At 34.2% G+C, this 13,517-nt stretch carries 10 protein-coding genes; 1 reads left to right on the top strand and 9 read right to left on the bottom strand.

Annotation, left to right across the window (positions count from 1 at the left end; translation table 11 throughout):
• Positions 1 to 493 precede the first annotated feature (493 nt).
• Positions 494 to 1,876, top strand: a complete 1,383-nt coding sequence (locus tag J3U36_RS06520; protein WP_267359909.1) for an APC family permease — start codon at positions 494 to 496, stop codon at positions 1,874 to 1,876.
• A gap of 108 nt (positions 1,877 to 1,984) precedes the next feature.
• Here J3U36_RS06520 and J3U36_RS06525 read toward each other — a convergent pair whose 3' ends face one another.
• The 9 genes from J3U36_RS06525 to J3U36_RS06565 form a co-directional block, all read right to left on the bottom strand.
• Positions 1,985 to 2,248: an HPr family phosphocarrier protein gene (locus J3U36_RS06525; RefSeq protein WP_065558280.1), complete on the bottom strand. Its 264-nt coding sequence runs from the start codon at positions 2,246 to 2,248 to the stop codon at positions 1,985 to 1,987.
• Between the two features lie 136 nt (positions 2,249 to 2,384).
• On the bottom strand, positions 2,385 to 3,323 hold the full coding sequence (locus tag J3U36_RS06530) for a phosphatidate cytidylyltransferase (protein ID WP_267380336.1): 939 nt from the start codon (positions 3,321 to 3,323) through the stop codon (positions 2,385 to 2,387).
• A 57-nt stretch (positions 3,324 to 3,380) separates the two neighbouring features.
• Positions 3,381 to 3,866: a hypothetical protein gene (locus J3U36_RS06535; protein WP_267380338.1), complete on the bottom strand. Its 486-nt coding sequence runs from the start codon at positions 3,864 to 3,866 to the stop codon at positions 3,381 to 3,383.
• Positions 3,853 to 5,169: a phosphatase PAP2/dual specificity phosphatase family protein gene (locus tag J3U36_RS06540; protein ID WP_267380339.1), complete on the bottom strand. Its 1,317-nt coding sequence runs from the start codon at positions 5,167 to 5,169 to the stop codon at positions 3,853 to 3,855. Before J3U36_RS06540 ends, J3U36_RS06535 begins: the two co-directional genes overlap by 14 nt.
• A 12-nt stretch (positions 5,170 to 5,181) precedes the next feature.
• Positions 5,182 to 6,933, bottom strand: a complete 1,752-nt coding sequence (locus tag J3U36_RS06545; protein WP_267380341.1) for a bifunctional alpha/beta hydrolase/class I SAM-dependent methyltransferase — start codon at positions 6,931 to 6,933, stop codon at positions 5,182 to 5,184.
• Positions 6,934 to 6,946: 13 nt separating this feature from the next.
• Positions 6,947 to 7,555: a CDP-alcohol phosphatidyltransferase family protein gene (locus J3U36_RS06550; RefSeq protein ID WP_267380342.1), complete on the bottom strand. Its 609-nt coding sequence runs from the start codon at positions 7,553 to 7,555 to the stop codon at positions 6,947 to 6,949.
• Positions 7,556 to 7,620: 65 nt separating this feature from the next.
• The gene (locus J3U36_RS06555) at positions 7,621 to 11,895 is read right to left on the bottom strand and encodes an acyl-CoA dehydratase activase-related protein (RefSeq protein ID WP_267380344.1); all 4,275 of its coding nucleotides are present in this window, start codon (positions 11,893 to 11,895) and stop codon (positions 7,621 to 7,623) included.
• A gap of 256 nt (positions 11,896 to 12,151) precedes the next feature.
• Positions 12,152 to 12,871 carry an epoxyqueuosine reductase QueH gene (locus J3U36_RS06560; RefSeq protein ID WP_267380346.1) on the bottom strand — a complete coding sequence of 240 codons (720 nt, stop codon included), beginning with the start codon at positions 12,869 to 12,871 and terminating at the stop codon, positions 12,152 to 12,154.
• Between the two features lie 281 nt (positions 12,872 to 13,152).
• On the bottom strand, positions 13,153 to 13,485 hold the full coding sequence (locus J3U36_RS06565; RefSeq protein WP_220215206.1) for a DMT family transporter: 333 nt from the start codon (positions 13,483 to 13,485) through the stop codon (positions 13,153 to 13,155).
• Positions 13,486 to 13,517 lie beyond the last annotated feature (32 nt).

Raw genomic sequence — 13,517 nt, forward strand, 5'->3', positions numbered from 1 at the left:
TATCTATAATAAGGAAAATCAAACTTACTTTTTATTCAAGTTTTCTTACATTTTAAAACATTATCCAAAATATCACTGTTATTAGAAAAGCTTTAAACAATAATTTTCCTAAAAATATTTTTTTCACTACTTTATATCAAATCCACAATAATCTCTTTTTCTCCAATTTAAAATACAATATATTTTATGAACAAATTACCTTGGCTTTTTCAATTTTTTATCCTTCTATGCTTATCTATAATAGAAAGTTGAACCTAAATATAGGTCACCTCTACGAGTTTAAATAATCAATTTTTATTAAGATTTATTTAGAAATAATTCATATTGAATGATCTAATTCAAAATTTGCATAATTTAATGTCAATATAATAAAAATTAACTTGCATAATTATAATAATATGGGAGAATTCCCTGCCGCTTTTAGCGGGTAAAAAGGCAAAACTATACTTAGTAGTTTTTTATTGTTTTTTGGGACAGAGGAGCAAAGTTAGTCATGTCCGCAATAAAAATGAAACGAGTTTTAACCACACCTGCATTGATTGCATTTGGTTTAGCTTATATGGTTCCTTTGGGGATCTTTACCACTTATGGGGAAGTCACTGTTACAAGTAATGGACACTTACCTATAGCCTACATCATAACCCTTGCCATGATCTTTTTCACAGCATTGAGTTACTGCCGAATGGCAAATAAACTCCCTATTGCTGGTTCGGCGTATACCTATGTGCAACGAACCTTTGGAGGAAAAGTTGGTTTCTTAGTTGGTTGGGCACAAATTCTTGATTACCTTTTTTTACCAATATTAAATTATTTGGTTTTAGGAATATATCTACATGAACACTTTGAGAATATTCCAGCCTATGTATTTGTATTAGTATCGATTATGGGTGTTAGTATATTAAATTATCTTGGAATCAAGTTAATCAATTGGGCCAATATCACTTTAAATTTATTTCAAGCGTTATTTATCGTATTGTTTATTATTATAACGTTAATAAATGTTGATTTAACACCCGAAACGATGCTCAAACCAATATCAGTTACACCAGATGACTTTAGTGGTTTATTTTCCGGAGCTGCTATATTATGCCTTGCATTTTTAGGTTTTGATGCAATCGCGACACTGGCTGAAGAATCAAATGAAGCGAAAAAAACCTTACCAAGAGCAATTATTGGTACCGTACTTATTGCTGGTTGTATATTCTTAGTTGTTTCCTATTGTGCGCATTTAGCGTATCCACAATGGACTGATTTTGTTGACAATAGAGATACAGCGAGTTTGGATGTAATGCATAGAGTTGATAGCATAAGTCACCTAAGCAATATTTTCGGCAAATATGGGGATAACTTTATTTATAATTTCTTCCAAACAGCATACTTAACAGGTGTATTTGCCTCAACCATGACAGCTCAGACTAGCGTTTCTCGAATTTTTTATGCAATGGGGCGTGAAGGTGTATTGCCTAAACGAATCTTCTATAGAATTCATCCTCGATTTAGAACACCTTATTTATCAATAATCTTCGTGTCGATTTTTTCATTATTCGCTTTGGTACTTGATTTAACCTTAGTAATATCGATGATAAGTTTTGGTGCATTAGTAGCTTTTACCTTTGTCAACCTATGCGTTATTAAAAGCTACCTTGGTGGTGAAACGAAGAAAACAATGTTGATGCTATTAAAATATGGATTAATGCCTGCAATTGGTTTACTACTTTCTTTGTGGCTATGGACTAGTCTTGAATCGACAGCAATGATGGTTGGTTTGATTTGGTTGGCATTTGGATTCTGTTATTTACTTTATTTAACTAGATGTTTCACAACTACATTGCCATCAATTGATCATACAGAATTGGATTCGATTATAAAAGATTAAATTAATCTATTCCGTCTACTTAAAAGTATTTAGTTAATGCCCTTTTAAAAATAATCCCGTCAACTTAGGTGACGGGATTTTCTTTTCTTTAAAAAGAAAAGTTAAAAATTATTCCCCAAAACCAGTAGCAAATAATTCGCGGATTTCATCCATTGCAGCTTGCTCGTCTTCTCCATCACAGATGATTTCAACAGTTGAACCACCTTTTACACCTGCTCCTAGCAGCCCCATCATACTTTTTAGTTTAATTGCTTTGTCGTTATAAACAAGCTCAATTGATGATTTATAGCGACCGGCTAATTTAACTAATGCCGTTACTGGGCGCGCATGAAGACCGGTTGAATTTTTTACTACCATTTGCTCTTTTAACATACTAAGTCCTTCTTTCTATCTTAAGTTAATACAATACCTAGTATTTATATCATAAAATAATCTGTTTTGCTCATTTTTAGATATAAATTTTTATAATTTATACAAAGCTTTTTATTAATTTAAACTTAATACTATTTTATGCCCAATAATATCTAACTACATGAAAAAAAACAGGCGCTGCAAAACAGATTGAATCAAAACGATCAAGAACACCACCATGTCCGCCAATTAGGTTACCCCAATCTTTTACCCCCCTATCACGCTTTATGGCAGACATAACTAATCCGCCAAAAAATCCTAGCAAGGTGATCATGAGTGAAATTAAACCAGCTTGAATAAAACTAAATGGCGTAATCCAAAACAGACAACTACCAATAAAACTGGCTGTAACTATGCCACCAATAAATCCTTCCACTGTTTTGGATGGTGATAAATTAGGGCTAATTTTATGTTTACCAAATAATTTACCAAAGACATACTGCAAAACATCTGACATTTGAACAACTAACACCAAAAAAGCAATAAGTAATAAATTTCGGTCGTGATAGTTATCAATTTGGAGTGACAATAAGGCAGGCACACAAGAGATATTATATACGGTGATGACTAATCCCCATTGTACTTCGGCCGTTCTGTCTAAGAATTTAAATGAGGATCCGGTAATTGTGGCTAAAATAGAAAGAATTAAAAAACCATATACTGGAATGAATATGCTAAATAGACCATACCATGAAACAGCAACTAAAATATATTGCGCCGGCAACGCTATTCCAAAAGCAAATATTAAAACGTAATAATCATCTCGGCTAATACTGGTCAGATTAAGAAACTCTCGTAATGCTAAACCCGATACCACGAAAAATAAAAAAATGACGGCTAATTTTCCGATCAAAAAAGCAGTACCTAAAATCGCTACGATGACCCACCACGCATTAATGCGAGTATTTAAATTATCAATAACCCGATTAGGTGATCGAATTCGATGTTTTAACATGAGTCCAATTAACGACGCAACGATTAAAAATAGAGTAACGCCCAAAAATAACAATAAAGTATGGTATTGATAGTTAGACATCTATTTCCTCAAGTTGCTGATTTTTTTAATACTTTAAAAATGAATGTTGAAATCATTTTACAATAAATTATAAATAATACGACTGGCAAATCCGCCCATAAAGAGTAAAAGTTGGATCATCACTGTCACTATTTGAATTTTGAAAAGTCGTAATGTCCCTTTTTCGCGCTCATACATTGTTCGAGATTTAGAAAAATCAGATTTAATTAAACCTAATTTTACAAGCGCATGATCTAACTCTTTCAACACTATTGAGGGTTCCTGAATATATGGCGTCGAATATTCAAAAAGTTTGATATCGAAATTAGTCCTAAGTGCATAATATTGACTTATTAAGCCAAAAATAAAAACAAAAAAACAGATTAAACTTATCAGATTTGAATCATTAATTGCCAGATAAATAAAGCCAATGACCAACGCAGAAATTGTTAATAACCCAGAAAAAATATTAATTTGCTTACTTAAAGAAAGTAAACTACACAATGTCACAATTTCAGTTTGATTGGTCTGAAACTGTTTTCTATTATGATCAGATTTCAGCATGTAGATTTCTGCTCCATTCTATTAATATTAACCGTTGTCTAGTTGAAATAACAATATTACGCCGACATGTTCTTACCTTAGCTATCGCATCATCAACATTCTTGGCTCGATGAGTCCACAACAACCACGCGATAACTGCTGTCGCACTTCTTGAATAACCTAATGCACAGCAGACTAACAATCGACCTTGGAGTCGATATTGTTCAATGATTTCAGCCGTCATTTGACATTGCGCTTGCGTGAGCGGTGTCATATCCAAAATGGGCATTAGCATATAATTACCTTTAAATTGACCTATCGGCAGTTCTGCACATAAATCAACAATAGTTGTAAATTGATTGTGTTTCAGATAGTAGGTTGAAGGAATTCTACCTAAATAAACGTTATCCTCAATGAAATTGTTTGGTTGGTGCTTAAACGTCCATAAACGTGAATTGATCCACATAATGATAAAATAAGGCAAATATAATATAATAACGACGAGTGAAAAATGCCCGTTAGATTGTTTTTGAAATCCTTTTGCACCTATCAATAAATAATTAAGCGCGACCAACAAAAATGCTCCAGAAAGCCAAAATAACCAAAGTCCCCAACCCCTCATATAAATGGCCAAACTCATGGTTAACAGAGTTAAACAACAATAAATAAAAGCCCAACGATACTGTTTTGATAAAGACGTGAATTTTAATGGCGATATTCCATTATTAGGCCATAACCAAATACACAAACAACCTACCCATACACCTGTTGGGATATCAAAAAAATGATGTTGCCAGGTTGTTAATACCGATAGCGCAATTAACAAACACCAAATATGCAAAATATTACGGAAAAAAGTCTGAAAATAATTAGCATAGAACTGCCATAAAATAATAAGTAATGTGATATGTAATGATGGGGCTTGATTAAAAGGTTTATCAAATCCCATAAGAATATCAAAAAGTAAACCAAAAAATCCGTCCATAGCTGGACGATCAAAACTGAATTTAAGTGGGAAAAGAAGAAAACAACAGACACAAATAATTTGTGCGGTTAATAATCTAAAACAAAGTGTTTTTAATGACTGATTCGATTTTGCTAGTAATATAGCAAGTCCATACATTAAATCTATCGACCAATAGGGCACAATCGTCCATGACCAAAGTGGTATGATCGTTTCCCAATCAAAAACAATGCTACTGACATCATTACGTTCAGCTGTGAATGCATTGCTAAAATTGTAACTAGCAAAGAAGAATACCGTTAACCCGATAAGCCATAAACATTTGTTAATGTTTAATTGAATAGAACACTGCTTCATCATAACGTTAATCAATTAATCAAGGCGCTGAGCTAATGACACCGTAAAAATCCCCCACTGATCAATACGCATTGTGACTTTTCGAAAGCCTGCTGCCATGACAAGTTGATCCATTTCAAGCTGTGTCCGTCTGCGCATTATCCATGGTTGCCCGTCACGATGTGAAGTTAATGCTCGGGCAATAAACTCAAGTTGAGGATGCCAAGGTTGATTGGTATATATTAAATATCCACCTTTGGGGATAGCATCCGCTAAACCCGATAAAGATTCACGTAATAATGAATTATCACTAAACAATTCATACAAACCAGAAACGACAGCTAATGTTGGTTTAGGCGATAGGTCAGCTAACTGCTGTCTGTTAAAAGCATCGCCCTTTTCAAACTGTACAAGGTGACTTAAGCCTAATTCAGTAATCAAATTTTGACCATCACGAATATTAATATCGCTATAATCTCTAAGCAGTACTGAATCAGGTTTCTTGGCTAATTGATTAATAGTCTCAAGAATATAACGTCCATGACCTGCTGCTATATCAACAATATTGACGATATTATCGTGTTTTTGTAATTGCGATATGGCTAATTTTAATAATTCTTCAAGATGTATTTTACGTTGCCGAATTCCTCGCCAACCCATTGATTGCAAATAAATATAGTCAAAAAACTGACCTAATTTTGAACTTCCTGAAGGTTGATTACGATAAACATAATCCAATGTGCTACCTGAGTCGAACCCAGTTTCAACTCCAAGTTTGATACCATCAGAAATTTTACTGGCATATTTCAAATTAGCTTTGATGAATTTCCAGTAAAGAGGTTTAACTATTCCCTTCACAGGCAATGATAAATTATCGGCTTCTTGCTTAGTGTAACCAACAAGATCTGCGTTAACCAAAGAAGGGATAATTAGTTGATTTGCAAAGCACCCTATAATAAAACGCCTTGCTTTTTCAATAGCGATATGGCGTTCTTGTTCACCAAACGTGTCATGATAAAAATTAGGCAAAATATGAAATTCTTTTTGAGTTGTACCTAAATTTTCATAAAACTGTTTCTGAGGTTTGCGTCTGACAACAAAATCAGAACCAGAAACAAATATTTGAGTTGGCACTGTTATTGCATTAGCATCTTTAACAATACGATCAGCTACAGAATATAAATCAAGTAGCAATCTGACTGAAATTGGTCGAGTGATTAATGGATCTTGATTAAATGATTCTGCTCGTTGTTTGTCATGAGTCAATAATCCAGATTTAACGTAACTATTAACAAAAAAATTACCTTTCAGATTATATAATAATTTTAAACCAGGCACTGCCAAAGGAACATAAAGTTTTACACGAAAAGCAGGCGCTCCTAGTACTAAGGCTCGAATATTAGGGGTATAGTCATGTACCCATGCACTTGCAATGACGGCACCCACACTTTGTGCAATTATTGCAATATCTTGTTGTCTTAAACTATATTCTTGGGTAATGTGTTCAATAAAAGCATTCGCATCCTTGATCAACGTGGCAAAATTGGGGGCATCGCCTCGTTCACCTTCTGATTGTCCATTACCTCGGGCATCCCATGCGAAAATTTGAAAATTAGGTAATTCAAGTTCGTCGGCAAGATGCGCTATTCGACCAGAATGTTCATGTCCTCGATGAAAAAGCACAATCGCTTGTTTGGGTTGAATATCGCCATCTATTGCCGGCCAATAGCGATAAAATATTTGGCATCCATCATGGCTTGTGAATGTTTTTTGTTGCTGTTGACGCATCGACAACTCCTTGTTAAATTTTAGCTTCTTGCAAACCTTTTCGAATTCGATTCACAGTCGTCCATATGAGTAAAAAAATAATTATCCCTAATAACGCATTTATCCAATTCAATGGTAACAAACCGGTAGCAATACCTAAACTGATTAAGCTAAAAATAAAAGCTCTATCGCTTTTTCCCATTGGACCGTCATACCGTCTGGATGCACCAATTAGTAACCCTAAAACACCACTATATTCAGTTAAAAAAGACAGTAACACAATCAATATCACTAAACCAGTATTGACACTTGGCACCTGAATAAATACTAATAATAGCGCACAATCGGAAATAACATCCGTTATTTCATTTAAATATGCGCCCAAATTAGATTTTTGATGATACTCTCGTGCTAACATGCCATCAATGGCGTTGAGCGCCATTCGAATAAACATCCATACTGGAATTAAGAAAAATAGCCAAAGATATTCAATAAAATAACTCACAATCAAGGCGATAAAAATAGAGCCTATACAAGCGAATAAAGTGACCTGATTAGCGGTAATGTTCGCACTATAGAATTTCTCAACGCAGGGACGAAGTAACGATTGAAATCGTGATTTTAATTGATAAATTGATAACACAAACAATCCTTTTATAAATTATCTTTTTACTATTACTTACACTGAATCGTCATGTACTTTAACATTTAAACAATCCGTTGTAACTGGGTATACTTTAATGAACTTACCATAAAATGCAAACGATTAAGCACATTAACTTCACCTGCACCATCATCAAAGTCTAAATAAAGTAAGTTGAGTTTTGGGTTAAGATCTCGCATTCGTTTTTCAACACCTTTAGATACAACATGGTTCGCAATACATCCAAACGGTTGCAGGCTAATAACATTGTTAATTCCCTGTTCAGCAAATGTCATGATGCCAGCAGGAATCAACCAACCTTCACCATATTGATTCGCCAGATTTAAGATTTCTTCAGCCTTTTTAGACATATCGCGTATATTATGGAAAGGTTGATAATACTTAAATTGGGACAAAATTTTATTTGTTTTATCAATATATCGATGTGCAATCTTTTCAAAAAAGGACATTAGATAAGAGATATAACTCTTTGATGAGAGATAATTATTGACATTACTATCATAATTAACAAAACATTGCGCAAAAAACTCAATCATTGGTGGAATAACCGGTTCAATACCCTGCTCGACTAGCCATTCAACACTGTGTTGATTACCAAAACTATTATATTTAACGTAAATTTCGCCCACTATACCGATTTGTGGACAATCTTTATGGTGTGTTTCAATTTGATTAAAGTGTAGAACGGCTTGCGTTAATAGTTCGAAGATGGCCTTTTTACTTTGCTTTTGTTGAATAAGTTGTTGCAATTTATGCATATAAAGCGCTTTAAGCTGATCAGCTTGTTGTTTAACTTTCGCTCTTGGCGCAATGGCGTAATACATTTTTGATAGTGAATCAGCAAAAAGCATCGCAAAAAAAGTTATCGGTAATGTTTTAAACCAATTTAGCTTAAAGCCAGGTTGTTCTATTTCATTAATATTTCCAGTACTAAGTGAAATTATGGGAATATCTTCAAAGCCATTACTGATCATCGCTTTTTTGATCAACGATAAATAACTACTCGCTCGACATTGTCCACCCGTTTGAGTTATCCCTATTGCCACATCATTACGGTCATATTTACCTGAACGCAATGCTTTAATAATATCCCCAACAATAATTGTTGCTGGATAACAGATTTCGTTATTGCAGTATTTTAATCCCCATTCGACTGAACGCTTATCTGGTTTAGGTAATGTTTCCAGTTTATAACCCGATAACGCAAAAATTGGCGTTAAAAGCGGAGAATAAAAATCGGAGATAAACGGTGCTAAAATGGTTCGACGTTGCTTATCTTGCTTGCTAAAAATAGCCGTTTTTTTACGTTCATCTGTTTTTAACGGTTGCTGATGATTCATTCGTATCGATTCAATAATGGAACGTAAACGTAATCTGACAGAACCCGTTGCGGTAATTTCGTCAACACGAATTATCGTACCGGTTTTACCTTTTGATTCTAAAATTGCTTTACACTCATCGGTAACAATAGCATCAGGCCCGCAACCAAATGAATTAAGTTGAACAAATTGGATATTATTGGGTTGCTCTGCAACGAATGAAGCGGCAGCATATAAACGATTCGGGTAGCTCCATTGTGAACAAATTTGAAGTTCTGGCGATAACTGGCTAATGCCACCTAATACAGAATCTTCAGTAATTACATCACAACCAAGCGCATTTAAGATTTCAGGCGTTTTATGGTTTATCAAACTATCACTATGATAAGGTCGTCCTGCTAAAATAAATACATATCGCCCTGTTTGTTTGGCATTATCTAATACTTCAATCGCTTTGTTGTAAAGATTCTGTTTAAACTGGGACTGTGCCATTAATGCTGCCGAAAAGGCGTTATCAATGACTTTTTTCGCTATACCTAATGACCGTAAATATTGAACACAACTTTTTTTGAGTAATTTCACATCCGTGAAATTCATCACAGGATAATCAATCGGAATACCATATTTTAATTCTGGATTGATAGCACTATGTATGACTTCTGCATAACTACTCACAATAGGACAATTATAACTATTTACTGCATTATCAAACTGGGATGATTCAAATACGACCATAGGCATAAAAATACGATCCACTTTTTGACCAACTAATTTCATAATATGCCCATGTACTAATTTAGCAGGAAAACAGATACTATCAGACATCACTGTACCTGCTCCTTGTTCATAAATTTTATGGGTCGAATAAGGTGAAAGTATTACGTTGATACCGCTTTGAGTCAATAAAGTATGCCAAAAAGGAAAATTTTCATACTGTCCAAGAACACGAGGTATGCCTATATTAATTTTTGCTTGAGGATTTTCGACAGTGATTCGATCAAACAAAAGCGCGTTTTTATAATCAAACATGTTAAAGGCATGATTATCTTTATATTGATTATTACTTAAGAAACGTTCACATTTATTACCGGAATAATATTTTTGCCCGTTAGCAAAACGGTAGATCATAATATCACAATTATTTTCGCACCCCTTACAACGAGAAGGTTTCGTTTTGTTATTTTCAGCTTTTACTAAGTTATCCAGCCCAATAAATTGTGAAGGTGTATTATTTTCAACAAAATAATTTTTTGCCACTAAAGCAGAGCCATAGGCGCCCATTAATTCAGGGATATTTGAGCTGGTGATTTGCGCACCGGTTAATTGTTCTAAGGCTCGAAAAACAGCAGGATTCTTAAAGGTTCCACCTTGTACGACGATATTATTACCTAATTTACGCATATCGTGCAGTTTAAGCACTTTATGAATTGCATTTTTAATCACTGAAAACGCCAGTCCAGCCGAAATATCCCCCATGGTGGCATTTTCGCGTAGGGCTTGTTTAACTTTAGAGTTCATAAACACAGTACAGCGTGTACCTAAATCACAGGGATGAGTTGATTGACAGGCCGCATCGGCAAAATCAATGGTATTTGAGTTTAATGATTTAGCAAAAGTTTCAATGAAGGAACCACACCCTGATGAACAAGCTTCATTAAGTTCGATATGATTAACCACACCATTGGCAATAAAAATGGCTTTCATATCTTGACCACCGATATCCATGATAAAACTGACATCTGGATCAATATGCTTTGCTGCGGCAAAATGCGCCATCGTTTCAACTAAACCATCATCAATACCAAATGCGGCTTTTAATAACTCTTCGCCATAACCGGTGACACCCGTTCTCAAAATCACAATATCTTTATTGGATGTCTCAATTTCTTTTTTTAATTGAGATAATCCTTTAATCAGTGCACTTATTGAATGACCGTTATTGGGGGCATAATAAGTAAACAGTAGTTCATCATCTTCACTAATTAACGTAATTTTGGTTGTCGTTGAACCACTATCTATGCCCAAAAAAGCATTTTGCTTTTTATAATCTGCGATATTTAATCGAGGAATATCGATATATTTCCGTCTTTTTTTCCAGTCATCAAATGATAAGGCTTCATTAAAAAGAGGAGATAATCGAAAAGATTGATTCACTGCAATTTTTGTTGAAGCATTTAATTTCTCGATAAAACTATTAATTGAAAGTTCAGCACGTTCAATCGGATGAATTGCCGCCCCCCAAGCAGACAACAATGTTGGATAAGGCGTTTCAACTAGCTGATCTTCACCTAATTTCAACGTATTAAGCGCTGCTTTACCTAAGGTTGGAATAAAGGAAAATGGCCCACCAATTAACATCACTTTAGGAACGATATCATAACCACGTGCTAAGGTATTAACGAGTTGAATACAAACAGTATGTAAAACAGAATAGGCGATATTTTCTTTTGAGACATTACGACTAATGAGATTTTGGACATCGGTTTTGGCAAAAACGCCACAACGAGAAGCAATCGGAAAGATTTTGTCATGATGTTGAGCGAGTTGATCAAATTGTTGAACAGGCGTGTTTAATAAGGTTGCCATTTGATCGATAAATGCCCCTGTCCCACCTGCACAGCTACCGTTCATTCGAATATCGGGCGGGCGATCGGGAAAGAAGAAAATCATCTTACTATCTTCACCGCCAATATCAATTAACGTTCTGACTTCGGGATAGTTGCGCTGCACAACTTCCGATGCCGCCACCACTTCTTGGATAAAAGGAATATCGGCTTTTTCAGATATTCCCATACCAGCCGAACCCGTTACCTTGACGGATAGACAAATATTATTACCAAACTTCTGTTTAATTTCATTAAGTAAATCGAGGACTGTCGCCACAATATGTGTATTATGACGAATGTAATTGGTATAAACAAAATTGTCAAACTCATCAAGTACAACACATTTCGCTGTTGTGGAACCCACATCTAAACCAAATTTAAATAATTTTGACATAAGCAGCACATAATCCCCAAAGCATCCATTACTTTTTAATCGATATAATCAATATCGCTTTATTTTTTATGTGTAATAATTATAGCCGAATCTTACTTTTTTTTAATCAATTTGGTTAAAAAATATCTTGTTTTAAAGTTGCGTTTTTAAAATCCTATTAAATTAATTTCTATCAGAGAAAATAGTTAGCTAAAACCATTTTTAATAGGGTGAACTAACTATTTTTTTGTATCTTTTATGAGGATAATAATATGTATTAACTCATTTTTTCTAATCCCTGCTTGGCGATCGCGATAACATTTTTTAAATCTACACCTTGCGCTTTAGCAGCAAAAATACAACCACAATAACATTGTCGATAGACATCATATTCTTTGCAAAGCTCGATAGAACGTTTATAACCATTATTTTTTTTAAAATCGGAAGGGAGATAATTCACCGAAAAAATTTCCTGTATTTCAAAACCCAGTTGATTGATTTTCTGGCTATTTTTTTTAGGACTTAACGTCAATGCACTAGCAAAATAATCGTATCCCAATTCTTGAGCTTTAATCGCTGCCAAATCTAAGCGCATTTTATAGCAGAGATGACAACGCTCTCCTCCTTCGGGCTCATCTCGCAAATGCCCAACTTGTTTAACAAACTCTGCCGGTTGGTAAGGTGCTTCTAAAAACTGGACATTATGCCCTGTTTTCAGATTAAAATCGTTGATGAATTTTTGTTGAACCAGACTACGGTGTTCATATTCAACTCTTGGATGAATATTCGAATTGGCAAAATAGATAGTAATATCAGCATACTGCGCTAAATACTCTAAAACATAGGTACTACATGGTGCACAGCAACTATGAATCAATAATTTAGGGCGAACTGCTTCGTGCTGCCAATCCGCAATGACTTCTTGTAAAACAGAATCGTAATTGATTTTGTTATGAGGATTTAATTTTTCCAGTATATTTTTAGCATTAATTAACATGATGACTCGTTTATAATTTTGATGATTAAAGTCTTTTTAAGCTGCGCTATGATATAGCGATAAACGCAACCATTCAAGCTTAGCATGTAATTTTTTATACTGAAACAAAGGTAATAACTAAAACTTTTTGATAATCTAATTATAACGTCCATATCGTGCTTTTACTCAATAGCCATTAAACCTGAAGTTTATTCAATCACCTAACCTTGTTCATTGATTAACTTATTAAAACAAACTGTTATACTGATTAATTATTCATCTCAAAATCGATATCAATAATATTAGTGCCCTGACACTTTAGAAAATAAGTTTATAATAATTACCCCAAACATGATAAATCCCATACCGATTACAGCCGCTAAGTCCAAAGTTTGTTTCAGAAAGATCCAAGCAATCAAACTAATAAGAACAATACCAATTCCTGACCAAATCGCATAAGCAATACCTACGGGAATGGTTTTTAATGCTAAGGAAAGAATATAAAATGATGCGCTATAACCAACAATTGTAATAATAGAATAAATAAGATGGGTAAACCCATTCGATAATTTTAATGAAGATGTAGCGATAACTTCACAAATAATAGCGAAAAAAAGATAAAGATATGCATTCATAATAATACCTATAGTCATTTGAAAAACAAATT

The sequence above is a fragment of the Gilliamella sp. B3817 genome, assembly GCF_026536705.1.
In the GTDB taxonomy this organism is placed as follows: Bacteria; Pseudomonadota; Gammaproteobacteria; order Enterobacterales; family Orbaceae; genus Gilliamella; species Gilliamella apicola_I.